Here is a 23,657-nt window from a genome sequence, read left to right on the forward strand (position 1 = left end):
CTATTGACCCGATGTCCGAACCAGTTCCAGAGCGGTGTCCCAGAACGGGTTGGCGAAAATCAGGATCATCGCGACGACGAAACAGTAGATCGCGGTGGATTCGATCATGGCCAGACTGACGAAAAGTGTGCGCGACAGGGTGGGGGCGGCATCGGGCTGCTGGGCGATCGCCGCCAGAGCCTGGGCTGCCGCACGGCCTTCGCCCAATGCTGGACCGATGGCGCCGAATGAAACCGTCAGTCCCGCCGTAAAGATCGAAACCGCGGCGATGATTGCTAGGTCGGTCATGTCTGTTCCTTTTCGTTTTGCGTCTCATCGGAATCCGAAATCGCGGCAGAGATGTAGACGGTGGCCAGAATTGCGAAGATGTAGGCTTGGATCAGCCCGGTCAGCAGGCCCAGCAGATCCATCAATACGGGAAAGAAGAACGGCGCCACGCTCAGTAGGATCACGGCGATCACCGCGCCGCTCATGATGTTGCCATAGAGGCGGATCGCCAATGACACCCCATGCGAGATCTCTCCGATGATATTGAAGGGCAGCATGATGGGCGATGGCTCGAGATATGTCTTCAGATAGCCACGCAGACCGCGCCTTGAAATTCCGAACATGGGCACGGCGATCAGCACCGACAGCGCCAGCGCCGTGGTTGTGGACAACGAAGCGGTAGGGGCGTCAAAGCCCGGAACGACTTCGAACAGGTTGCACGTGGCAATGAACAGAAACAGGGTGCTGACGAAATAGATCAGGCTGCCGGGCGGGCGCCGGGTGATTTCCTGTATCTGATGCTGAATGCCCTGGATGATCACCTCGAGCGTCGTGCGCCAGCGATTGGGTGGCGTGTCTGGTCGGAGGTTTCGTGTGACCACGACCGACAGGCCCGTCAACAACCCCATGACGATCCACGTGTTGAAGATGGTGGCATTGATCGGGATGCCCCAGACAGTGAAAACAATGATCGAGTCCGGTGTCAGCTCCATCAGGCCGCTCCGTTTGCCGGGCGTGCCAGTGTAATCGCCGTCACTCGTGCAAGCATAAAGGCCAAGGCAAAGCCGGCGAGGGGTGCCGGCCCGGCCTGCGCGGCCAGCCAGCCGAACCCCAGGACCGTCGCGATCCGAAGTGCCGAACTGATCAGCAGCAGGCCGGTGGGTCGCGCCGCACGCAGCGCCAAGCGAACACTCATCGCCAAACCTGCGAAGTACAAGACCCCGACAGCGGCTCCTGATGCGAAGCCAGTCAGAAAACTGACCCAGTTCCAATCGATCATTTCTCACTTCCTTCCTTGTTCACCCAGGCCCATGCGATCATTCCACCTATTGCCACCCCTCCCAGGATCAGCGCCAGGGTCCACGAGAAATCCTGTGGAGCGATCCGATCCAGCCACAACCCCAGCAATGCGCCGCCGACAGTTGGAACCGCGATCGACCAACCGATCATTCCGAAGGTTCCAATCCCGCGCAACGGGCTGGGTCCGGGGTTGTCGCGCGCGGCCTTCATGCGTTCGGCCCGGCGGGAAATCTCTTCGGCGGATCTGTCGGTCTTCTGGGTCATGGCGCGTTCTTTCTGAATTCGGCGAAGCGACGGACCAGATTGGCCTCAAGCCCCGACAACGCCGAGCGCGCGACGCGTTCGTCCTCGTCCATGTGCAGAAACGTTGCCTTGATCGTGGCGCGCAGACTGTCCAGATCGTCCCCTTTCACGCCGCGCCTGATCGCCAGGCTGACATCATGGCCCTTCTTGACCAATACACCCTCGTCGATCCCAAAAAAACACTCAGCGCCTTCAGGGGTTTTCAGGGTCAGAACCGATGGTACCAACGCTGTGACGAAATCGACATGGTTGGGAAGCAGGCCAAAGCCGCCATTGGGCGCGACGGCGGTCAAGGCGGTGGCTTTGCCGTCGAACAGTGTTCGGGTCGGGAGCCTCAGTGTCACATGCATGTCGCGTGCCATCGTCATGCGGCCTGCTCCTTCACTTCGTCCAGCGCACCAATCATGTAGTAGGCGCTTTCCGGCAGATCGAACCGATCCTGGTTCAGGATCGCCTCGCACCCGTCCAGCGTCTGGTCGATCGTCACGCGCCGACCCTGGGTGCCTGTAAATGCATGGGTGGTAAAGAACGGCTGGGTCAGAAACCGCTCCAGTCTGCGGGCGCGGGCGACTGTGGTTCGATCCGCTGCAGACAGTTCCTCAAGTCCCAGCATCGCAATGATGTCGCGCAGTTCCTCGTACTCGGCCAGCGTCCTGCGCACGGCGCGCGCAACATCATAGTGGCGCTCGCCCACGACCGACGCAGACAACATGACCGAGGTTGAGGCCAGCGGATCCACCGCCGGATACAGCCCCTCGCTGGCGCGTTTTCGCGACAGCACGACCGAGGCGGAGAGGTGCGAAAAGATGTGCGCTGCGGCCGGGTCGGTAAAGTCGTCGGCGGGCACATAAACCGCCTGAATCGAGGTGATCGCCCCACGTCTGGTCGAGGCGATACGCTCTTGCAGTGCCGCCAGTTCAGTAGCAAGCGTCGGCTGGTAGCCCACGCTGGACGGCATCCGGCCCAGCATGCCCGAAACCTCTGATCCGGCCTGCACGAAACGAAAGATATTGTCGATCAGCAGCAGAACGTCCCTGTGCGCGTCGTCGCGGAAATACTCGGCCATCGTCAAGGCGGTGTTGCCGACAAGAAACCGCACGCCGGGGGCTTCGTTCATCTGGCCGAACAGCATCACGGTTTTGTCCCGCACGCCGGCAGCGCCCATTTCCCGGTAAAGTTCTTCGGCTTCTCGCGAGCGTTCGCCGATTCCGCAGAACAGGCTGACGCCCTCGTGGCTTTGGACCGTGTTATTGATCAATTCGGTGATCAGTACCGTTTTTCCGACACCGGCACCTCCGAATAGGCCGGTCTTGCCGCCCCGCTCGATCGGGGACAGCAGGTCGATCACCTTGATGCCCGTTTCCAGGACTTCGGCCCGAACGGTGCGATCTGCTAGGGCAGGCGGCGGGCGGTGAACGGGTCGGGTCAAGTCGGTCGCCGGTTCCGGCAACCCGTCCAGCGGTCGGCCGAATACATCCAACATTCTGCCCAGAACCGCATCCCCCACCGGCACTGTAATCGGTGCGCCGGTTGCGCGCACCGGCATACCCAGCCCCAGCCCGTGAACCGGGGCCAAGGCGATTGTCCGCACCACGCCGCCTTCTGCCAGCGACTCCACTTCTAGCGGGATCCTTCCGGCGTAAAGCAATTCCTTGACGCGGGGTATGGGGTCTGGAAATGCCGCCTCGACCACACCGCCGCGGATTGCGACGATTTGGCCGGTGGCACGGTTTTGAAGATCGGCGGATTGGGTCATGGTAGTTCCTTGGAAACGATCCGGGTCCCGGCCCTGCCGGCCAGAAGCGCTAGCGCATCTTCTAGCCGTCCGATCGCGCTGAGATCGCCGGATTGGGCAAAATCCGCCGCCGCTGCCAGCTTGGGCCCCATGGAACCGGCGGGGGCATCCAATGCGCGCGCCTCGTCGGGCGTCAGTCTTGGAACCGGCCTGGCCGCGTCGGTTCCGAAATCATGATAGACCGCGTCGACATCCGTCAGCAACAACAATGCGTCCGCCCGCAATTGACGCGCCAGCAGGGCGCTGGCCGCATCCTTGTCGATCACCGCTTCGATTCCGATCAGGCTGCTGTCATCCTTGCGGATGACGAGTATGCCGCCGCCGCCTGCGCAGATCGTGATCACGCCCTGGTCCAACAACAGGTTCAGAACCCGAAAATCTGGAATCTCGACTGGGCGGGGCGATGGTATGACGCGCCGCCATTTGTCCCCGTCCTGCGCTATGGTCCAACAAGCTGCGCGGGCGCGCGCCTGGGCTTCGGCGCGGTCATAGACTGGGCCGACGAACTTGGTCGGTTTGCGAAAAGCCGGATCGTTGCGGTCGACCAGAACCTGGGTCAGAAGGGTCGCCACCGGGTGCACATGGGCCAGCGCGTTTTCCAGCTCCTGTTCGATCATGTAGCCGATCATGCCTTCGGTTTCGGCCCCCAAAACGTCCAGAGGGAATGCGCCATCCGGTCCGCTGGCTGCCCCTTGAAGCGCCAGCAACCCAACTTGCGGGCCGTTGCCATGCGTGATCACCAGCCGATGCCCGGCCCCGACGATGTCCGCCAGCGCCTTGGTCGCTCGACGCACGTTGGCGCGCTGAACCTCCGCGGTCAGCGGCTGGCCCCTCCGCAACAGCGCGTTCCCGCCCAAGGCCGCGGCTACCAGCATCTTAGGCCCCCAGCGTGGCGACCAGAACGGCCTTGATGGTGTGCAGCCGGTTTTCGGCCTGGTCGAAAACGATCGAGTTCGGGCCTTCGAGCACCTCCTCGGTTACTTCCATTGCGTCCAGCCTGAATTTGCTCTGGATTTCTGCACCGACCGAGGATTCGGCATTGTGAAAAGCCGGCAGGCAGTGCACGAAACGCGCTTGCGGATTTCGGGTCTTGGCCATGAGGGCGACGTTCACCTGGTACGGGTGCAGCAGTTTCATACGCTGTGACCAAACCTCATCCGACTCGCCCATGGACACCCATACATCGGTGTAGACGAAATCGACGTCCCGGACGGCCACCGCGTGCTGCTCCGAAAAGCGCGCCGCCGCCGCGCGGGCGGTGGGCGGGGCGTCTGAAACCTTCCGTGCCGATCTGTCCCGCCTCGACGGGGCCGCCGCGCTGGCCGAGGCCGTGCGCGTCCGCCATGACCGGCTGGGTGTGCTGATCAACAATGCTGGTGTCTACAAGACCCCGCAGCCGCTGACGCCCAAGGAGCTGGACGTGCGTTTCGTAGTCAACACGCTGGCGCCCCATCTTCTGACCCGAAGGCTCTTGCCGATCATCCTGGCCGGGGGCCGTGTGGTGAACCTATCATCGGCCGCGCAGGCGCCGGTGGACGTGGGGGCGATGCACGGCAAGCGGCCGCTTTCGGACATGGAGGCCTATGCCCAAAGCAAGCTGGTCTTCACCATCTGGTCGCAGGAGATGGCACGGGCGCATCCGCAGCGGCCGGTTTTCGTTGCGGTCAATCCCGGTTCGCTGCTGGCGTCGAAAATGGTGCGCGAAGGCTTTGGCGTGGTCGGCAACGACCTGGCCATCGGCGCCGACACCCTGCGCCGCGCGGCGCTGTCGGACGAATTCGCCGAGGCTTCGGGGCGTTTTTTCGACAATGACAGCGGCCGTTTTGTCTACCCGCACCCGGCGGCGGCCAACCCCGACCATGCGGCACAGGTCATGAACGCCATCGCGGCGTTGACCAGCGACGGGGCACAGAACGGCAATCCGACCCGCGGCGCACGAAAGCCAGCCCGTGGAAGCCTGCCAGCGCCGGGGCATCGCCCGAAAAGAAGCGGCCAACGCGTCACGATCCCCGGGTCGCGTGCTTTGGCGACCCCTCTTGGCAGTATCCTGCGGGTGCGCCTGCCGGCAATGGAAAGAGCGGATATCACCGCCAAAGCCGCGTCGAGCCCAAGATGCATTGCGTGAAACTGATGGGCCAACGCCTCATGGAAAGGGGCTTCGACGGGCAGGTCGCGGACATCCAGGTCCGCTTCGCCGTGCTCACCGCTACACCGCGCTTGCCACTCCGGTCATACGGGCCATGGTGTAAATCCGTTCGGGGAAAGGGGAAGTCTACCCTTCACCCGGTTTTAGCGACAAAGCGCATACACCTCGGAAAGGCTGCCAAGTTGTCCGAAAAGGTGGGACAACTTCAGTCCAAAGGCCGGTCGTTCACCAACAATCCAATTGGATCATCCCGAGGGGCGGTGTTCAGTGTTGACATTCTTGCGGCTCAAGAAACAATTTGCGCTCGCTAACTGGACGGGCGGGGCCACATCATATGTATCTGGGTCTGGATCTGGGGACATCGGGTCTCAGGGGCATTCTTGTGGACGGGGCCGGGCAGGTTGTTGCGGAAGCCGAGGCCGGGGTTGCCACATCCACCCCGAATCCGGGCTGGTCCGAACAAAACCCGCAGGACTGGATCAAGGCCTGCAGGACCGTCATGGGCCGGCTTCGGGACGCCGACGGGCGGTCTTGGGACGCCGTACGAGCGATCGGGTTGAGCGGGCACATGCACGGCGCGACGCTGTTGGACCGGGATGGTGCAGTGCTGCGGCCATGCATCCTGTGGAACGACACACGGTCGGCGCAAGAGGCCAAAGCGCTGGACGAAAGCCCTGGGATGCGCCAAACCACGGGCAATATCGTGTTTCCCGGTTTTACGGCGCCCAAACTCGAATGGGTCCGCACCCATGAACCCGACCTGTTTGCCCGTACGGCCATGGTGTTGCTGCCGAAAGATTATCTGCGGTTCTGGCTGACTGGAGATTATGTCAGTGACCTGTCAGACAGCGCGGGAACGTCCTGGCTGAACGTCGGCGCGCGGGACTGGTCGGACTTGGCGCTCGAGCTGGGCCACATGCGGTCCGACCAGATGCCCCGTCTGGTCGAAGGCACCGAACCCGGCGGCGAGCTGCGGCAGGATCTGTGCCGCGAATTCGGGCTGTCTGGCCCGGTCGTCGTCGCCGGAGGTGCAGGCGACAACGCAGCTGCGGCCTGCGGTATCGGCAGCATCGACGAGGGGTCCGGGTTTCTGTCTCTTGGCACTTCGGGTGTGCTTCTGATGGCCCGGAACAGTTATGCACCGGCACCCGAGACGGCGGTTCATTGTTTTTGCCACGCGGTCCCCCGGCGTTGGATACAGATGGGCGTCATTCTTTCTGCGACCAACAGCTTGAACTGGCTGTCACGCAATCTGGGTCAACCGGTCGAGGTGCTGGCCGGGGCGCTGGCTGCCGAGCCTTGTGGGCCGTCACCGGTGACTTTTCTGCCCTATCTCTCTGGCGAGCGGACCCCGCACAATGACAGCGCCATCCGCGGGGCTTTTTTGGGTCTCGACATCGCAACCGGGTCGACGGATCTGGTGCAGGCCGTGATGGAGGGGGTCGGTTTTGCGATGCGCGATTGTCTTGCGGCACTGAGGGCCACGGGCACCGAGCCGGCGCAATTGGTTGCCGTGGGTGGTGGGGCGCGATCCCGCTTTTGGCTGCAGACGATCTCAACCTCGTTGAACGTGCCGCTGGCCCTGCCTGAAGGCAGCGCGTTTGGCGCAGCACTGGGTGCGGCGCGGTTGGCCATGTGCGCTGCCGGGCACGCAACACCCGAAACGGTGATGACACCGCCCAAAATCGACGCCGTCATCGAACCGCAGAATGATCTGATCGAAGCCTATGACAGCGCTTATCGACGATACAGCGCATATTACAAGGCGCTGGCGCCATTGGCCGGATGATGAACAAAAATCGGAAGGGATTGGCTGAAATTCCGGTTGTCCACCTGCAGGATGGGAGCATGCGGGTGTCAATGCTGGGCCATGGCGCGATCACGCAGGGGTGGTGGTACAAGGATCAACCGCTGATCCTTGGCTATGACGACCCGTCCCAATATCTGGACGACCCGTTCTATCTGGGCGCGATTGTTGGGCGGGTCGCCAACCGGATTGGCGGGGCAGGCTTCGAGTTGAACGGCACTCGACACGCGCTCAGTGCCAACGAAGGGCGAAACACGCTGCATGGCGGGTCCGACGGGTTGTCGCGACAGTCTTGGCAGGTCGAGCGGCTTTCCCGACGCGAGGCGGTGCTGGTGCATATCTCGCCCGACGGTACCTGTGGGTTTCCGGGGGCCGTTCGGTTCGAGGTGCAGGTCCGGTTGGATTGCCCACGCTTGACGTATTTGATCTCGGCTTGGCCGGACAGGCCGACCCCGATCAGCATCGCGCAGCACAACTACTACACATTGGGGTCCGCCCAAGGCATTTCCGAACACCTCCTGCAACTGGCGTCGCATCGTCACCTGGAGTTGGACGATCAGGGGATTCCACGCGGCAGGATCGTCGAGTCCGCATCGGTCGGGCTGGATTTCTCGTCGTCCCGGCGGATTGGACAGGCCGCCAAGGATCTTGATCATTTCTTCGTGTTCCGCACCAGCGGCATGCTGGATCAGCCGGTTGCCGCGCTTGCGGCTCCGTCGGGTCTGACGATGACGGTTCGGTCCGATCAGCCCGGGGCGCAGGTCTATTCCGCCGCCCATCTGTCCACGCCTTTCGCGCCGTATGCCGGGGTCTGCATCGAGCCGTCGGGCTATCCGAATGCGCCGAATGTCCCGGCATTTCCGGCGATTGTCTGCACGCCTGACCGGCCCTATCGCCAGACGCTGATCCTCGAGATCGCCTAGACCCGGGCGCAGGGCTTGCCGCTACGCACCCGGGCCATGCAGATCTCTGCTGGCCGAAAACGAAGCAGTCGAGACGGGTTGCGTGATCCGATTGACGGGCATGTCCGTATCATTTGAGTGATACGACAGCGGATGAGCAAATGCGGCGCGTCCAGACCAGGTCCGTTGATCCATGCCCCGATCTTGGGCTACGCGGCGCGGTTTGCCGGGCCGCCCAACGCACCGAGACGTCGCCCCGAGGTCGTGGATTATGAGAGCATGGCCAAGCGGAGAAACATAGTGGTAGACGCCAGCAGACATGGCCCGACGAACGGGAACGATGGTATGGTTTTTGCAAAATTCGACATTGCGGAAGAATCCCTCCACACGGTCGGTACCCTATCCACAGCATGAGGCCGGTGGTGCGGACCGGACCGGGCTCCAGAAGCCCCACCTTGCAGGTCGTATGGTTCAAGCGAGATCTGCGCATACAGGATCACGCTCCGCTTGCTCGGGCGGCGGCCGCGGGGCCGGTTCTTCCTCTGTACATCGTCGATCCGGATCAATGGCGGTCGGCGGACGCGTCGGGTCGGCAGTTTGCCTTCCTTGGCCAATGCCTTGCTGAACTGTCCGCAGACCTCGCATCAAAGGGTCAGCCGCTTGTGATCCGAACCGGCGCCGCAGTCGACGTTCTGGCAGAGCTTCACGCCAGGCAGGGTTTGGCCGCGATCTGGTCGCACGAGGAGACGGGCAACCTGTGGAGCTTTGGACGCGACAAGCAAGTTGCCGAGTGGGCCCGATCGCAGGGGATTCAGTGGCACGAACTGCCCCAGGGTGGCGTCGTGCGCAGGCTTGCATCCCGGGATGGCTGGGCCAATCGCTGGGAGGCCGAGATGACGGCGCCGGTGGCCAGCCCGCCGGGTGCACTGGTACCGCTGTCCGGCGTGGCGCCCGGCGCTCTCCCGACCGAGGCGGAGATTGGGATCGCGGCTGACCATTGTCCGGGCCGCCAGCGCGGGGGCAGAGCTGCGGCCCTGAGCGACCTTTCTGCATTCTTGGAGACGCGCGCGGGGGGATACAGGCGTGGGATATCGAGCCCCCGAACCGCACCGTTTACCTGCGCGCGGTTGTCGGCGCATCTGGCTTTTGGCACCCTTTCCCTGCGCGAAGTGGTGCAGGCCACGCGCACAGCCAAGGCGCGCACGGCGATGCACGGCCGGGCGGGCTGGCCTGCAGGGCTTGCCGCGTTTGAGGAACGGTTGCACTGGCGCAGCCACTTCATGCAAAAGCTTGAGGATGCGCCCGATCTCGAAGAGCGCGCCATGCACCCGGCGCTTGACGACATTCGCCCGCGCCGGCCCGAGGCAGAACTGTTGCAAGCCTGGAAGCAGGGCGAAACCGGGTTTCCCTTTTTTGATGCTTGTATGCGCAGCCTTGCCGCCACAGGCTGGATCAATTTCCGCATGCGCGCGATGCTGATGGCCGTGGCAAGCTATCATCTGTGGTTGGACTGGCGCCCGACAGGGCAACACCTTGCGCGGCTTTTCACGGATTACGAACCGGGAATCCATTGGCCGCAAGTGCAGATGCAGTCGGGGGTTACCGGTATCAATGCGCTGCGTATCTACAACCCCGTCAAACAGGGCCGCGAACACGACCCCGACGGGCGCTTCATCCGCCGCTGGGTTCCTGAGCTTGCCGAGGTGCCCGACGCCTTTTTGCATGAGCCATGGCGTTGGGCCGGGGCGGGGCGCGTTCTGGGGCGGCAATACCCCGAACCGGTGGTCGATCTTGCCACAGCGGCGCGGGCGGCAAAGGCGCGGATGGCCGAAGCCCGGCGCGGTGCCGGGTTTCAAGCGGCGAAGGCGAAGGTCCTCGCGCTGCACGGCAGCAGGCGCGGGGCGCGGCGGCACCGCAAAGCCGGGCGCTGCACGGCCGACGACCGCCAACTCAAACTGGATTTGGGCCTGTGAAGATGCGCCGAAAGGGCGACTTGCCCGCAAAGACCTGCGCGACCTGTGGCAGGCCTTTCGTGTGGCGGCGGAAATGGGCGCGGGTTTGGGATGAGGTACGCCATTGTTCCGATGCGTGCCGTCGTGCACGCAGGAAAAAGGAGAGACAGAAATGAGCACAAGAGCCTGTGTCGCCGGACGTTCCGGTAACTTGTTCGACGTCATCTGCAAGGCCGTTCCATGTTGACACCGCGGCTTGTATTGGTCTTGGGGGATCAGTTGAGCGTGGACGGCGCTGCGCTGCGGTCGGCCGATCGGCGCCGCGATATCGTGGTGATGGCCGAAGTATTGGCCGAAGCCACAAGTGTGCCCCACCATCCCAAAAAGATCGCGTTGATCTTCGCCGCGATGCGCAAGTTTGCCGCGCGGCTGGTGGCGGACGGCTGGCGCGTGGCTTACAGCCGGCTGGACGACCCCGAGAATGCCGGCTCGATTCCGGGCGAGTTGCTGCGTCGTGCGGATGAGACTGGTGCAACCGAGGTCATTGCCATCCGACCGGGCGACTGGCGGCTTGCAGCCGCGCTGGAAGAGACTCCGCTGGAGATGCTGCTCCTCGAAGATGACCGGTTCATCTGCTCGACCAAGGAGTTCGCCGCTTGGGCCAAGGGCCGCAAGGCGCTACGCATGGAGTGGTTTTATCGCGTGATGCGCCGCAAGACGGGCCTTTTGATGGAAGGTGAGCAACCCGCCGGGGGGCGCTGGAACTTCGATGCCGAGAACCGAAAACCGCCCAAGTCTGGCCTTGCTTTTCCCGATCCGCCCGCATTTGCGCCAGATGCCACCGTGCGCGCGGTGCTCGACCTGGTGGGGGAGCGCTTTTCCGGCCACTTCGGTACGGTCGAACCTTTCTCACTCCCGACCGACGGCGATCAGGCGCAGAAACTGCTCGAGCATTTTCTGCGCCATGCTCTGCCACGTTTTGGCGATTTTCAGGACGCCATGGTCACCGGGGCCCCGACGATGTTCCATTCTCTGCTTTCGCCAGCTCTCAACCTTGGGCTCCTGTCTCCGCTAGAGGTCTGCCGGGCTGCCGAGGCCGAATGGCGGGCGGGCCGGGCACCGATCAATGCGGTCGAGGGCTTTATCCGACAGATCATCGGCTGGAGGGAATTCATCCGTGGAGTCTGGTGGTTGGAAGGGCCGGGATACATTCACAACAACGTGCTGGCCCATAAACGCAGCCTGCCCAAATTCTACTGGGGGGCACCGACGCGCATGCGCTGCATTGCCGAGGTGGTCGGGCAGACCCGCGAATTCGCCTATGCCCATCACATTCAACGGCTGATGGTGACGGGCAACTTTGCGCTTTTGGCCGGGATTGACCCGGCCGAGGTCCATGAATGGTATCTTGCGGTTTATGCGGATGCTTTTGAATGGGTCGAGGCACCGAATACCCTGGGCATGAGCCAATTCGCCGATGGCGGCGTGGTGGCGTCAAAACCATATGTCTCGTCCGGCGCCTATATTGACCGGATGTCGGACTATTGCGTCGGTTGCGCCTATGACGTCAAAGAAAAGACGGGGCCGAATGCGTGTCCTTTCAACCTTCTCTACTGGCACTTTCTAGACCGTCACCGAGAGCGCTTCGCGCAGAACCCGCGCATGGGGCCGATCTATCGCGGCTGGAGCAAACGGGCGCATGCGACGCGGGCGCAGATCCTTTCCGAGGCTGAAACCTTCCTTGCCCGAATGGAGGCGGGCGACGCGGTCTGAGGCCACGCTCCGGCAAGGGTTGTGTCGTATATTTCTAGAATGGCCAGCGCCAGCGACCTACCGCGCGCACCTGGCGTTACCAGTCCGTGATCGTGAAACAGCCGGGAAGTTCCAGCTTCCAGTGGTCCAAGGTTGGGGAGCCGTGCACAGGGTCTAAGGTGGATGAGATAGCTCTCAGTATCTCGGTCACACCGATACTAGAATCACGGCGTCGACCTACGCTCGGTTCAGTCCCGAGCATCTGCGGAAGGCTGCCAGAGTTCTGGAGTTCGAATAGCAATGAGGTTCAACGAACCTTGGAGCTCTGTCTTGCCAACAAAAAAGGCGCCACAGGGCGCCTTGAATTATTGGTCGGAGTGAGAGGATTCGAACCTCCGGCCCCTGCCTCCCGAAGACAGTGCTCTACCAGGCTGAGCTACACTCCGACCGTGGCGCGTGATCTATACCCGGCGATTTGAATGTGCAAGAGGGATTCTTGGGGCAATGCGCTCAAAACTCTTCGCCGGACACCGCCGTGGTCAAGGCAAGGGGTCGGTTCGGTACAACCGGATCTTGGTGCCGCCGTGATCGACGACCGGCCCCGGCGCGACCAAGGGCAGGCGCGTCGCCCGCGCCAGCGACTGGTTGCTGGTCACGATCCCGACCCGCCAGCCCGAAAACCGTGCCATTAGCACCTTGCCCAGGCTGCCATAGAGCGACCGAAGGCGTTTTTCGTCGCCGATCCGTGCGCCATAGGGCGGGTTCACGATCACCAGCCCGGCTTGGTCGGCAGGCGGCTTGATGTCGCTGACCGCAGCCTGTCGAAACCGCGTGACCGTATCGACCTCGGCGCGTTGCGCGTTGGCCGTTGCGGTTTCGATCGCGCCCGCATTCCGGTCAGAGCCGTAAAACCGCAGCCCGGTCCCGGCGGCGTCGTGCGGTTGGCGCATCCGGGCCCATTCGGCGGCATCGAACGTCGCAAGATGCTGAAAGGCAAAGTCGCGCGACCGGCCGGGCGGAAGGCCAAGCGCGATTTCGGCCGCCTCGATCACGAAGGTGCCAGCCCCGCACATCGGGTCCAGTACCGGCTCGGACCCGTCAAAACCGCATTCGTGCAGGAACATGGCTGCCATCGTCTCGCGCATTGGCGCCTTGGCCACCGCCGCCTTGTGGCCGCGTTTGTGCAGCGGATCGCCCGAGCTGTCGACCGACAGGGTGCAGATGTCCCTCTCGATGCGCACCAGCACCCGCACCGGCGCATCCTGGGCGAGCGGGGCGCCCAGTGTGTCCGAGATCGCGCGTTCGATGCGCTGACGCGCCGCACCGGCGTGGTAGATACGGGATTTGCGGCTGGTGGCCTCGACCCTGACGGGCACGTCCGGGCGCAGCACGTCGCCCCAGGGAAACTTGCGCGCGCGCTTGTCCAACTGGGCCAGATGCACGGCGGGAAAAGACCCCAGCCGGACCAGAACCTTGTTGGCCCCGCGCAGCATCAGGTTGGCCCGCCAGACCTCGGGCCAGCCGCCGCGCAGCAAGACGCCGCCGGGCACTTGCTTCGCACCGGCGAATCCGTTGCGGATGGTCTCGGCCAGCAAGGGCTTTTCCAACCCGGGCGTGGCCACCAGAAAGATTTCAAGCTCGGCTGTGTCCATCCCGGGTGCATACACCAGCGCTTGTGGGCGTGCGACAGGAATTTGCGCGTACCGGGTTTTGGGTATTTCGGCGCTGGATTTCGCAGATTTTTTTGGTTTCGGTGGCGATTTTGGCGGTAACAGGTTTGCGTTTGGACGCAGTGCCGCGTAAAGGGGCCGTAATCGGAAAGACGCCTGCGGATTTCGGCCGGTCTGCGTTGCTTTTGCGACGGGGCGGGCGGAACTCCGCGCTGTTCAGTGCTCGGATCATCGGGCCTGCATGGCGGGCGCAAGAAAAAGGCTTGGAAGAACGTAGCGACATGCAAACTTTCAAACTGAAAAAAGGGCTGGATCTGCCGATTCTGGGCGCGCCCGAGCAAAGCATCCAGCCGGGTCCGAACTATTCAACCGTGGGCGTTCTGGGTGCCGATTACATCGGCCTGAAACCCCGTATGCTGGCGCAGGAAGGGGACCTCGTCCAGCGCGGCACGCCGCTGTTCTGCCACAAGGACGCGCCCGAGGCGATGATGGTTGCGCCGCTGACCGGCAAGGTCGTGGCCATTAACCGCGGCGCGCGGCGCGTGCTGCAGAGCGTCGTCATCGAAGTGTCGGACCCCAACGACCCCGGTGTTGATTTCTCGGGCGTGGGCGATGCCGAGACCGCGCAGGGCCTTACCGCCAAGCTGTGCGCCGCCGGCCTGTGGACCGCATTCCGCACGCGGCCCTATTCCAAGATGCCGCAGCCGGGCACTCAGCCCGCCGCGATCTTCGTCACCGCCATGGACAGCGAGCCGCTGGCCGCCGATGCCGCGCTGATCATCAACGACGCGGCTGAGGCCTTTGCCGCCGGTCTGGCCGCCGTGGCCAAGCTGACCGAAGGCAAGACCTATCTGTGCCAGAAGGATGGCGACACGATCCCAGGCGCCGATCTGCCGGGCGTCGAGGCCGCGGCCTTCAGCGGCCCCCATCCGGCGGGCCTTGCCGGCACGCATATCCACTTTCTCGAACCCGTGACCGCCGAGAAAACCGTCTGGACCATCGGCTATCAGGACGTGATCGCAATCGGGCGGCTGCTGCAATCGGACCATCTGGACCCGAACGTGGTGGTCGCCTTGACCGGTCCCGGCGCGCGTCAGCCGCGTCTGATCCGCACCGTCATGGGGGCCTCGACCGAGGATCTGACACGCGACGAGATCAATGTAGACGGCGAAGCCCGCGTCATTTCCGGCTCGGTTCTGTCGGGCCGTCACGCCACCGGGCCGTTCGCCTATCTGGGACGCTTTGCGCGTCAGATTTGCATTATCCGCGAGGATCACGACCAGATCCCGATGGGCTGGATCCGTCCGATGCCGTCGAAATACGCGGTGCAGCCGGTTCTGGGCTCGGCCTTTGCCCAAAAGCTGTTCGCCTTCACGTCGAACCTGAACGGCGGTCGCCGCGCCATGGTGCCCATCGGCACCTTCGAAGAACTGATGCCGCAGGATTACCTGCCGACGCAACTGTTGCGGGCGCTGCTGGTGATGGACACCGACACGGCGCAGGCCTTGGGCGCGCTGGAGCTGGACGAAGAGGACATGGGCCTTGTGGGCTTTGCCTGTCCGGCCAAGTACGAATACGGGCTGGCGCTGCGCGACTGCCTGACCAAGATTGAAAAGGAGGGCTGATCCACATGGGTTTGCGCAACTTCTTTGACCGGATCGAGCCGCAATTCACCAAGGGCGGCAAGTACGAGAAGTTCTTCCCCATCTACGAGATGGTGGAAAGCTTCATCTACACTCCGAAAACCGTGACCACCGTGGCGCCGCATGCGCGGTCATACGTGGATATGAAGCGGATCATGACCTATGTCGTGATCGCCACCATCCCCTGCATCCTGTGGGGCATGTACAACACCGGGTTCCAGGCCAACTCGGCCATCGCGACGCTGGGCCCGGAGTCGGCAACCGGTTGGCGCATCGCCATCCTGCAGGCCTTGGGCATTTCGCTGGACCCGTCCAGCATCTTTGCCAACGTGATGCACGGGCTGATGTATTTCCTGCCGATCTATATCGTGACACTGGTCGCCGGCGGCACCTTTGAGGTGATCTTTGCCACCGTGCGTGGGCATGAGGTGAACGAAGGCTTTCTTGTCACCTCGATGCTGTACACGCTGATCATGCCGGCCACCGCGCCGTTGTGGCAGGTGGCGCTGGGGATCATTTTTGGTGTGGTCATTGGTAAGGAAGTGTTTGGTGGAACCGGTAAGAACTTCCTCAACCCTGCGCTGGTGGGGCGGGCCTTCCTGTACTTCGCCTATCCCGCGTCCATGTCGGGCGATGCCGTCTGGACCCCGGTAGATGGCTTCTCGGGCGCGACGGCGCTGGCGGTGTCGGCGGCTGACGGGTATCAGGCGCTGGCCGCTCAGGGCATGACCTGGTGGGATGCTTTCTTTGGCACGATCCAGGGTAGCTTTGGCGAGACCTCGACCCTTGCCGCGATGATCGGCCTGGCCTTCCTGCTGATGACCAAGATCGCCAACTACCGCCTGATCGTGGGCTGTCTGGCAGGGACCATCGGCTTTACCCTGCTGCTGAACCTGATCGGGTCGGACACGAACCCGATGTTCGCGATGCCTTGGTACTGGCACGTCGTGCTGGGCGGTTATGCGTTCGGCCTGGCCTTCATGGTGACCGAGCCGGTCTCGGCCAGCCACACTAACATGGGCCGCTATATCTATGGCGCGCTGATCGGTGTCATGGTCGTGCTGATCCGGGTGGTGAACCCGGCCTTCCCCGAAGGCATGATGCTGGCCATCCTGTTCGGCAACGTCTTTGCGCCGCTGATCGACTATTTCGTCGTGCAGGCAAACATCAAACGGAGGGCGCGTCGCCATGTCTGATACGCAATCCCCTGAACCCAAAGGCGCCATCGCCCGGTTCCTGGCGGCCTCGCCGGATTCGGTGGGCAAGACGATCTTCATCGCCGTCGCTGTGTGCCTCGTGGCCTCGATGATCGTGTCGGCCGCCGCGGTCAGCCTGCGCCCGGTGCAAGAGGCGAACAAGCTGAAGGACAAGCAGATCAACGTTCTGCAGGTCGCGGGCGTCTATGAACCCGGCATCGACGTGGCCGAGGCTTTTGCCGCGTTCGAGCCGCACGTGCTGGACCTGGCGTCGGGTGAATTCGTCGACGACCGGTTCGACCCGGCCACGTTCGACGACATTGCCGCCGCCAGCGACCCCGAGCTGAGCGAACCTCTGGAAAACGACCCTGCCGGGATCGGCCGCAAGGCGAAATACCGCGTGATTTACCTGCTGCGCGACGAGAACGGCGCGCTGGATAAGGTGATCCTGCCGGTCCACGGCTACGGGTTGTGGTCCACACTGTATGGTTTCATCGCGCTGGAAGAGAACGGCAACGACATCTTCGGGCTGCAATTCTATCAGCACGGTGAAACGCCGGGTCTGGGTGCCGAGGTGGACAACCCGCGCTGGAAAGCCCTGTGGAACGGCAAGAAGCTGCGCGACGATGCTGGTGATCTGCAGATCACCGTCGCCAAGACCATGCCCGCCGCAGGGCCTGACTTCTACATCGACGCGCTGGCCGGCGCGACCCTGACCACGGTCGGCGTCGACAACCTGGTGAAATTCTGGATGGGGGACGCGGGCTATGCTCCGTTCCTGGCCAAGCTGCAAGCAGGAGAGATCTGATGTCACAGACCAAGAAAGATCTGCTGGTCGACCCGCTTGTCGACAACAACCCGATCACGCTGCAGGTGTTGGGCATCTGCTCGGCGTTGGCGGTAACTTCGTCGCTGCAAGTGGCCTTCGTGATGTCGCTGGCCGTGATGTTCGTGACGGCGTTTTCGTCCTTTTTCATCTCATGCCTGCGCAACCAGATACCCGGCTCGATCCGGATCATCGTGCAGATGGTCATCATCGCGTCGCTGGTGATCTTGGTCGACCAGATCCTCAAGGCCTATGCCTTCGAGATCTCGAAAACGCTTTCGGTCTTCGTGGGCCTGATCATCACCAACTGCATCGTGATGGGCCGGGCCGAGGCCTTTGCCATGAAGAACCCGCCCGTGGCGTCCTTCATCGACGGTCTGGGCAACGGCATGGGCTATGGCCTGATCCTGATGCTGGTGGGTATCATCCGCGAGCTGTTCGGCTCGGGCTCGTTGTTCGGGGTGACCATTCTGGAGACCGTGAACAACGGCGGCTGGTACGTCCCCAACGGGCTGCTGCTGCTGCCGCCGTCGGCCTTCTTCATCATCGGCTTGATCATCTGGGCCTTCCGCACGTGGAAGCCGAACCAGGTCGAAGAACGTGAATACAAGATCCAGCAGGTAGAGGCGCACTGATGGAAGGGCTCATCTCACTGGCCGTAAAGGCCATCTTCGTCGAAAACCTCGCGCTCAGCTTCTTTCTGGGCATGTGCACCTTCATCGCCGTGTCGAAAAAGATCTCGACGGCGCTGGGTCTGGGGATCTCGGTGATGCTGGTGCAGGCGATCACTGTTCCGGCCAACAACCTGCTGCTGAACTATCTGCTGAAACCGGGCGCGTTGGCCTGGGCCGGATTCCCGGACGTGGACCTGACCTTCCTGGGTCTGATTTCCTATATCGGCGTGATCGCGGCGATGGTGCAGATCCTCGAGATGATCCTCGATAAGTATTTCCCGCCGCTCTACAATGCGCTGGGGATCTTCCTGCCGCTGATCACGGTGAACTGCGCCATCCTGGGCGGCTCGCTGTTCATGGTCGAACGCGACTACAACTTTGCCGAAGCCGCGACCTATGGCCTGTCTTCGGGCTTTGGCTGGGCGCTGGCGATCACCGCCATGGCGGGCGTGCGCGAAAAACTGAAATATTCCGACATCCCCGACGGGCTGCAGGGCCTTGGCATCACCTTCATCACCGCAGGTCTGATGGCGATGGCCTTCATGTCCTTCTCGGGCGTCAAACTGTAAAGGGGCAGGGGCATGGAAACTTTCTCGCTCGGCGTTGTCCTTTTCACCCTGATCGTTCTTGCGCTGGTAGCCATCATTATGGTGGCGCGCTCGCGACTGGTCTCGACAGGCAACGTCAACATCACCATCAACGGTGAGAAAACCGTCTCGGTGCCTGCGGGCGGCAAGCTGCTGCAGACCTTGGCGGCTCAGAAACTCTTCGTTCCGTCGGCCTGCGGTGGCGGCGGCACCTGTGCACAATGTCGGGTGCGGGTCCTGGAAGGCGGCGGGTCGATCCTGCCGACCGAGGAAAGCCACATCACCAAGCGCGAGGCCGCCTGCGGCGACCGTCTGTCGTGCCAGGTGGCCGTCAAGCAGGACATGAAGATCGAGGTTCCCGAAGAGGTCTTCGGCGTCAAGAAATGGGAATGCACCGTCCGGTCGAACGACAACGTGGCGACCTTCATCAAGGAGCTGGTGCTGGAGCTGCCCGAAGGCGAGGATGTGAATTTCCGCGCCGGTGGCTACATCCAGATTGCCGCCCCGCCGCACGATGTTGACTACAAGGATTTCGACGTCGCCGAGGAGTACCGCGAGGATTGGGACAAGTTCAATCTGTGGCAGTACAAGTCCACGGTGAGCGAACCGATCGAGCGCGCCTATTCGATGGCGAACTACCCCGAGGAAAAGGGCATCATCATGCTCAACGTGCGGATCGCCTCGCCCCCGCCGGGCTCCGAGGGCATCCCGCCGGGCCAGATGTCGTCCTATATCTTCAACCTGAAACCGGGTGACAAGGTCACGATCTCGGGACCGTTCGGCGAGTTCTTCGCGCGTGACACCGACAAGGAGATGGTGTTCATCGGCGGCGGCGCGGGCATGGCCCCGATGCGCAGCCACATCTTCGACCAGCTCAAGCGGCTGAAGACCAAGCGCAAGATCACCTTCTGGTACGGCGCCCGGTCGCGGCGCGAGATGTTCTATGTCGAGGATTTCGACCAGCTGGCCGCCGAGAACGAGAATTTCGAATGGCACGTCGCCCTGTCGGACCCGCAGCCGGGCGACAACTGGGAGGGCTTCACCGGCTTCATCCACAACGTGCTGTACGAGCAGTACCTCAAGGACCACCCGGCGCCCGAGGACTGCGAATTCTACATGTGTGGTCCGCCGATCATGAACCAGTCGGTCATCAACATGCTGCTGGAACTGGGCGTGGACCGCGAAGACATCATGCTGGACGATTTCGGCGGATGACCAACCTTGAAACCGGCGCCCAGAGCGCCGGTTTTTTCATGCGCCAATGCCGTAATAGTCGCGGTACCACGCCACGAAGGATTTCATTCCGTCCCGAATGTCGGTCTGCGGCTTGAACCCGGTCAGGCGCTGCAGAAGCGAGGTGTCGGCCCAGGTCGCGGGCACGTCGCCCATCTGCATCGGCATGTAGTTGCGAATGGCCTTCTTGCCGACCGCTTCCTCGATCGCCTCGATGAAATCCATCAGCCGGACCTTGTCGGAATTGCCGATATTGACCACCCGGAAGGGCGCGACGGGCGACAGGCTGTCGCCCTGGGCGATATCCGCCTTTGACGCAGGCCGTTCGGGCACCGCATCGATCAGCAGGCGGATGCCGCGCACAAGGTCATCGACATGGGTAAAGTCGCGGTACATCTCGCCGTTGTTGTAGATGTCGATGGGCCGGTCATGCAGGATGGCATCGGTGAACTTGAAATAGGCCAGGTCGGGCCGCCCCCAGTTGCCGTAGACGGTAAAGAAGCGGAACATCGTGGTCGGCAGGTCCCACAGATGGGCATAAGAATGGCCCATCGCCTCGTTCGCCTTCTTGGTGGCGGCATAGATGGTCAGCTGGTGGTCGGCCTTGTCCAGCTCGGAAAACGGCATGTCCTCGTTCGCGCCATAGACCGAGGAGGTGGAGGCCATAAGCAGGTGCTCGACCTTGTGCGTGCGCGCCACTTCCATCACGTTGAACGTGCCCACCACGTTGGAGTCCACGTAGCTGCGCGGATGTTCCAGGCTGTAGCGCACGCCCGCCTGCGCGGCGAGGTGAACGATGATCTCGGGTCGGAATTCCTCGGCGACCTGCATCAGGCGGTCATGGTTTTCCAGCAGGTCCTCGGTTGCGGAAAAGCCAGGCGTCTGCAGCAGCATCTGATGCCGGCGTTGCTTGAGCGTGACGTCGTAGTAGTCGGTCATCCCGTCATAGCCATGCACCCGGAACCCTTCGGACAACAGCAGTCGTGCCAGGTGAAACCCGATGAACCCCGCCGTTCCCGTCACCAATACCCGTTTCATTCAAGCTCCGTCCGCAAACCCCGTGGTCCAACCATCAGGGACCCTTTCGAACGGCCGAGGTCAAGGAGATTTTCGGGGTCGTCAGGGCCGTTGAGCATTGCCGGGCGCGGGTCTTCGGGATAGTCACTGCGGGTGATGATTTTTTCCTGGCTCAAGTCGCTTGTTTCGCGCCCCGGCGGGACGAACCCGTCCGACGCACTGGCCACGCTGGCGCCCGGGCAACGGTTCTACGCCGTGGGTGACATCCATGGGCGGCTGGATCTGCTGCAGCAGATCCTGGGTCAGCTGCAGCAAGACCTGCCAATCGTGTTCGTCGGCGACTATGTCGACCGCGGCGACCACAGCGCCCAGGTCCTGCGCCACCTGCAGCACCTGAGCCAAGCCCGTGACCGGCAGGTGATCTGCTTGCTGGGCAACCACGAAGACCTGCTGCTGCGGTTCCTTCAACGGCCCAGGCGAACCTGTCGATTGTGGATGCACAATGGCGGGCGGCAGACGCTGGCCTCGTTCGGGCTGACGGATCTTGCATTGGACTTGACGCCCGACGACGCGGTGCGCGCCGCCCGACGGCTGGAACAGAAAATGGGGGCGCCGCTGCTTGAGTGGATGCACGCCCGGCCGCTGTGCTGGACGACGGGAAACGTGACCGTCGTGCACGCAGCGTTGAACCCCGGTTCGGACCCCGACGACCAGGCTCGTGGAACCTGCCTGTGGGGGCATGGAGATTTTCCGGGCAAGCCGCGTTCGGACGGTCAGTGGGTCGTCCACGGCCATACGATCGTGCCGGAACCATGCGTACGCAACCGGGTGATCTCGATCGACACGGGCGCATTTGCCACGGGTCGGCTGACGGCGGCCGAGATCGGGCCCAGCACGGTCCGGTTCCTGTGCACCGATCCGGTGCAGACCTGACTGCCGGTCAGCCGACGATCATCTGTTTCATGCGCAGGGCTTCGTATTCCAGTTCCTTCAAGCGGAATTGCACCACGTCGCCGATTGTGATGACACCGCACAGATGCCCGTCGCGCAAAACCGGCATGTGGCGGAATCGGCCTTCGGTCATGGTTTTCACCACCTCGATCAGCAGGTCGTCCGGTGTGCAGGTCCGCACCTCGCGCGTCATCAGGTCCTGAACCGACTGAGGCAGGGTCTGGCCCGGCGTATCGGCCATACGGCGCACGATGTCGCGCTCGGACAGGATCCCCTGCAGCGCGCCGTTCTGATCGGTGACCACGACCGCGCCGATGCGCTTGTCCTTCAGGATCTGCACGACCGTATGGATCGTGTCATTGGGTCGAACCGCAATCACGTCTTCGCCCTTGCCTTCCAGCAGCTTCGCCACGGTCGATTGGGTCTGCGACAGATTCGACTCGACCGACTGGCTGTAGGTTGCGCTCTCGGGCTTGTCGCCGCGCGTCGGGGGCTGGTAAGAGCTTGGGGCCATGGGCGGTCTCCTCCTTCACTGCTGCTGTCCTTTCACCTTACCCCAGGATGCGCACCTGTATAGGGTGCAATTTCTGGAAACCCGCGCAACCGCGCCAGACCAAAAAGGAAACCCGGGCCGCGTGTCGAACCTGCATCTGACCCCTGCCATTGCCGCGCTGATTTTTTTCGGGGTGGTGGTCTGTGGCCACAACTTCCGCAAACTGTGGAAAGAGCAGCCCCCGGGCTGGCAGAAGCGCGCTTGGCTGTTCGGTCTGCCGGCGGCGATCGGGCTGCTGGCGCTTGGCTTTCTGCCACTGAAGGTCTGAGGTCGGTTTGACTCTGACTGGGGGCGCTGGCATACGCGCCACGAAACATTACCCGGAGATCACGCGATGCGCCGACTGCTTGCCCTGGCCCTGACCCTGTTCGTCGCTGGCTGCCTGTTCGACAAGGAACCCGAGGTTGTTCGCCTGTCGGGTGAAACCATGGGAACCACCTATCACGTCACCGCAATCGGCGAGGATTTGGACGCGGATGCCCTGTCCGCCGCCGTGGAGGAAACGCTGGCGCAGGTGAACGCGAAGATGTCCAACTGGGACCCGAATTCCGAGGTCTCGGTCTTTTCCGCCTCGGCCAGCACCGACCCGATGCCGGTGTCGAAAGAATTCGCCTATGTGATCGCGGGTGCCAACCAGGTGCACGAACAAAGCGGCGGCGTGTTCGACGTGACGCTTGGCCCGTTGATCGAGCTGTGGGGGTTCGGTCCGCGCAAGCCCGAGGACCCGGTGCCATCGGATGCCGAGATCGCGGCGGCGCTCGAGCAGGTGGGGCAGGCGCGCCTGCTGACGCTGGATGCGCAGGCCGGGACGCTGGCCAAGACACAGACGGGCGTGGGGATCAACCTGTCGGCCATCGCCAAGGGATACGGGATCGACGCCGTGGCTGAGACGCTGCGCGCGGCGGAGGTCGAGAACTATATGGTCGAGATCGGCGGTGATCTGGTGGCCCGCGGTCAGAACGACAAGGGCGAGGCCTGGCGCATCGGCATCGAAAAGCCCGAAACCGGGTCGCAAACCATCCAGTTCATCGTGCCGCTGGACAACCGCGGCATGGCGACCTCGGGCGATTACAAGAATTTTTTCGAACAGGACGGGGTGCGGTATTCGCATATCATCGACCCGACCACTGGACGCCCGATCACTCATCTGACGACCTCGGTCACGGTTCTGGCGGAAAACGCGATGATGGCCGATGCCTGGGCCACCGCGATGCTTGCGCTGGGGCAGGAGCGGGGGCTGAAACTGGCCGATCAGCTGGGTTTGGCGGTGTTTTTCATCTCGCGGGATGTGACAGGCGGCGAAGATGCCTATATCACGGTACAAAGCAGCGCATTCAAGGATGCGCTGGGATCGAACTGAAGG

25 protein-coding genes, 1 tRNA gene and 2 pseudogenes are annotated in these 23,657 nt (G+C 62.8%); 16 read left to right on the forward strand and 12 right to left on the reverse strand.

The features are described 5' to 3' along the window. Genes AC2FNS_RS12420 through AC2FNS_RS12455 form a run of 8 tightly spaced genes read right to left on the reverse strand, consistent with a single transcriptional unit; the run spans position 1 to position 4,603 of the window. A complete protein-coding gene (locus AC2FNS_RS12420; RefSeq protein ID WP_490362510.1) occupies positions 1-288 on the reverse strand; it encodes a F0F1 ATP synthase subunit C in 288 nt (95 codons plus the stop codon). Further along, on the reverse strand, positions 285-980 hold the full coding sequence (locus tag AC2FNS_RS12425; protein ID WP_496682703.1) for a F0F1 ATP synthase subunit A: 696 nt from the start codon (positions 978-980) through the stop codon (positions 285-287). Before AC2FNS_RS12425 ends, AC2FNS_RS12420 begins: the two co-directional genes overlap by 4 nt. Beyond that, complete coding sequence (locus AC2FNS_RS12430) at positions 980-1,267, reverse strand: N-ATPase subunit AtpR (protein ID WP_496685437.1); 288 nt, start codon at positions 1,265-1,267, stop codon at positions 980-982. Before AC2FNS_RS12430 ends, AC2FNS_RS12425 begins: the two co-directional genes overlap by 1 nt. Continuing rightward, the gene (locus AC2FNS_RS12435; protein WP_496682697.1) at positions 1,264-1,551 is read right to left on the reverse strand and encodes an AtpZ/AtpI family protein; all 288 of its coding nucleotides are present in this window, start codon (positions 1,549-1,551) and stop codon (positions 1,264-1,266) included. Before AC2FNS_RS12435 ends, AC2FNS_RS12430 begins: the two co-directional genes overlap by 4 nt. Beyond that, a complete protein-coding gene (locus AC2FNS_RS12440) occupies positions 1,548-1,958 on the reverse strand; it encodes an ATPase (protein WP_496682695.1) in 411 nt (136 codons plus the stop codon). Before AC2FNS_RS12440 ends, AC2FNS_RS12435 begins: the two co-directional genes overlap by 4 nt. Beyond that, positions 1,955-3,346 carry a F0F1 ATP synthase subunit beta gene (gene atpD / locus AC2FNS_RS12445; RefSeq protein WP_496713030.1) on the reverse strand — a complete coding sequence of 464 codons (1,392 nt, stop codon included), beginning with the start codon at positions 3,344-3,346 and terminating at the stop codon, positions 1,955-1,957. The genes AC2FNS_RS12440 and atpD overlap by 4 nt, the downstream gene beginning before the upstream one ends. Continuing rightward, the gene (gene arcC, locus AC2FNS_RS12450; RefSeq protein ID WP_496713032.1) at positions 3,343-4,260 is read right to left on the reverse strand and encodes a carbamate kinase; all 918 of its coding nucleotides are present in this window, start codon (positions 4,258-4,260) and stop codon (positions 3,343-3,345) included. The genes atpD and arcC overlap by 4 nt, the downstream gene beginning before the upstream one ends. Before the next feature lies 1 nt (position 4,261). Continuing rightward, positions 4,262-4,603 (reverse strand): hypothetical protein, encoded by a 342-nt coding sequence (locus AC2FNS_RS12455; RefSeq protein WP_496713034.1) that lies wholly within the window; start codon positions 4,601-4,603, stop codon positions 4,262-4,264. A 40-nt stretch (positions 4,604-4,643) separates the two neighbouring features. On the opposite strand from AC2FNS_RS12455, the pseudogene AC2FNS_RS12460 reads away from it, so the two are divergent. From AC2FNS_RS12460 to AC2FNS_RS12490, 7 genes and pseudogenes are all read left to right on the forward strand, one after another. After that, positions 4,644-5,024: pseudogene (locus AC2FNS_RS12460) on the forward strand (SDR family NAD(P)-dependent oxidoreductase); the annotation flags it as partial. 287 nt (positions 5,025-5,311) lie between these two features. After that, a pseudogene (locus AC2FNS_RS12465) lies at positions 5,312-5,634 on the forward strand (hypothetical protein); the annotation flags it as partial. A 231-nt stretch (positions 5,635-5,865) separates the two neighbouring features. Continuing rightward, positions 5,866-7,320 carry a xylulokinase gene (gene xylB, locus AC2FNS_RS12470; RefSeq protein ID WP_496713036.1) on the forward strand — a complete coding sequence of 485 codons (1,455 nt, stop codon included), beginning with the start codon at positions 5,866-5,868 and terminating at the stop codon, positions 7,318-7,320. Then, the gene (locus tag AC2FNS_RS12475) at positions 7,320-8,261 is read left to right on the forward strand and encodes an aldose epimerase family protein (protein ID WP_496713038.1); all 942 of its coding nucleotides are present in this window, start codon (positions 7,320-7,322) and stop codon (positions 8,259-8,261) included. Before xylB ends, AC2FNS_RS12475 begins: the two co-directional genes overlap by 1 nt. Before the next feature lie 389 nt (positions 8,262-8,650). Further along, complete coding sequence (locus AC2FNS_RS12480) at positions 8,651-10,213, forward strand: FAD-binding domain-containing protein (protein ID WP_496713040.1); 1,563 nt, start codon at positions 8,651-8,653, stop codon at positions 10,211-10,213. A gap of 2 nt (positions 10,214-10,215) precedes the next feature. Continuing rightward, positions 10,216-10,368 (forward strand): DUF2256 domain-containing protein, encoded by a 153-nt coding sequence (locus AC2FNS_RS12485; protein WP_496682710.1) that lies wholly within the window; start codon positions 10,216-10,218, stop codon positions 10,366-10,368. 64 nt (positions 10,369-10,432) lie between these two features. Next, positions 10,433-11,965: a cryptochrome/photolyase family protein gene (locus tag AC2FNS_RS12490; RefSeq protein ID WP_496803873.1), complete on the forward strand. Its 1,533-nt coding sequence runs from the start codon at positions 10,433-10,435 to the stop codon at positions 11,963-11,965. Between the two features lie 348 nt (positions 11,966-12,313). On the opposite strand, the gene AC2FNS_RS12495 is transcribed toward AC2FNS_RS12490, so the two are convergent. Further along, positions 12,314-12,390 (reverse strand) — tRNA-Pro (locus AC2FNS_RS12495). Positions 12,391-12,483: 93 nt separating this feature from the next. After that, positions 12,484-13,596 (reverse strand): THUMP domain-containing class I SAM-dependent RNA methyltransferase, encoded by a 1,113-nt coding sequence (locus tag AC2FNS_RS12500; protein WP_496713044.1) that lies wholly within the window; start codon positions 13,594-13,596, stop codon positions 12,484-12,486. Between the two features lie 299 nt (positions 13,597-13,895). Here AC2FNS_RS12500 and AC2FNS_RS12505 point away from each other — a divergent pair, with 299 nt between their 5' ends. The 6 genes from AC2FNS_RS12505 to nqrF are packed head-to-tail and all read left to right on the forward strand — an operon-like array spanning position 13,896 to position 19,755. Then, entirely contained in the window at positions 13,896-15,239 is a 1,344-nt protein-coding gene (locus AC2FNS_RS12505) for a Na(+)-translocating NADH-quinone reductase subunit A (RefSeq protein WP_496727681.1), read from the forward strand. 5 nt (positions 15,240-15,244) lie between these two features. Continuing rightward, positions 15,245-16,453, forward strand: coding sequence for an NADH:ubiquinone reductase (Na(+)-transporting) subunit B (locus AC2FNS_RS12510; protein ID WP_496727680.1), 1,209 nt, complete (start codon positions 15,245-15,247; stop codon positions 16,451-16,453). Further along, entirely contained in the window at positions 16,446-17,261 is an 816-nt protein-coding gene (locus AC2FNS_RS12515) for a Na(+)-translocating NADH-quinone reductase subunit C (protein WP_496682671.1), read from the forward strand. Before AC2FNS_RS12510 ends, AC2FNS_RS12515 begins: the two co-directional genes overlap by 8 nt. Beyond that, positions 17,261-17,914 (forward strand): NADH:ubiquinone reductase (Na(+)-transporting) subunit D, encoded by a 654-nt coding sequence (locus AC2FNS_RS12520; RefSeq protein ID WP_093963366.1) that lies wholly within the window; start codon positions 17,261-17,263, stop codon positions 17,912-17,914. The genes AC2FNS_RS12515 and AC2FNS_RS12520 overlap by 1 nt, the downstream gene beginning before the upstream one ends. Further along, complete coding sequence (gene nqrE / locus AC2FNS_RS12525) at positions 17,914-18,522, forward strand: NADH:ubiquinone reductase (Na(+)-transporting) subunit E (RefSeq protein WP_170453916.1); 609 nt, start codon at positions 17,914-17,916, stop codon at positions 18,520-18,522. The genes AC2FNS_RS12520 and nqrE overlap by 1 nt, the downstream gene beginning before the upstream one ends. Before the next feature lie 12 nt (positions 18,523-18,534). After that, positions 18,535-19,755 carry an NADH:ubiquinone reductase (Na(+)-transporting) subunit F gene (gene nqrF / locus AC2FNS_RS12530; protein WP_496685462.1) on the forward strand — a complete coding sequence of 407 codons (1,221 nt, stop codon included), beginning with the start codon at positions 18,535-18,537 and terminating at the stop codon, positions 19,753-19,755. A 36-nt stretch (positions 19,756-19,791) separates the two neighbouring features. Here nqrF and AC2FNS_RS12535 read toward each other — a convergent pair whose 3' ends face one another. Further along, the gene (locus tag AC2FNS_RS12535) at positions 19,792-20,811 is read right to left on the reverse strand and encodes an NAD-dependent epimerase/dehydratase family protein (RefSeq protein WP_496713438.1); all 1,020 of its coding nucleotides are present in this window, start codon (positions 20,809-20,811) and stop codon (positions 19,792-19,794) included. A 135-nt stretch (positions 20,812-20,946) separates the two neighbouring features. Here AC2FNS_RS12535 and AC2FNS_RS12540 point away from each other — a divergent pair, with 135 nt between their 5' ends. After that, positions 20,947-21,723 (forward strand): metallophosphoesterase, encoded by a 777-nt coding sequence (locus AC2FNS_RS12540; protein WP_496713450.1) that lies wholly within the window; start codon positions 20,947-20,949, stop codon positions 21,721-21,723. Between the two features lie 7 nt (positions 21,724-21,730). Here the strand turns inward: AC2FNS_RS12540 and AC2FNS_RS12545 are convergent, their stop codons facing one another. Continuing rightward, on the reverse strand, positions 21,731-22,255 hold the full coding sequence (locus AC2FNS_RS12545) for a CBS domain-containing protein (RefSeq protein WP_490362249.1): 525 nt from the start codon (positions 22,253-22,255) through the stop codon (positions 21,731-21,733). A gap of 64 nt (positions 22,256-22,319) precedes the next feature. Between AC2FNS_RS12545 and AC2FNS_RS12550 the strand changes: the two genes are divergently transcribed. Next, positions 22,320-22,562 (forward strand): hypothetical protein, encoded by a 243-nt coding sequence (locus AC2FNS_RS12550; protein WP_496727611.1) that lies wholly within the window; start codon positions 22,320-22,322, stop codon positions 22,560-22,562. A gap of 66 nt (positions 22,563-22,628) precedes the next feature. Then, a complete protein-coding gene (locus tag AC2FNS_RS12555) occupies positions 22,629-23,654 on the forward strand; it encodes an FAD:protein FMN transferase (protein ID WP_496713440.1) in 1,026 nt (341 codons plus the stop codon). Positions 23,655-23,657 lie beyond the last annotated feature (3 nt).

This window comes from Ruegeria sp. BHSA191 (assembly GCF_059613325.1).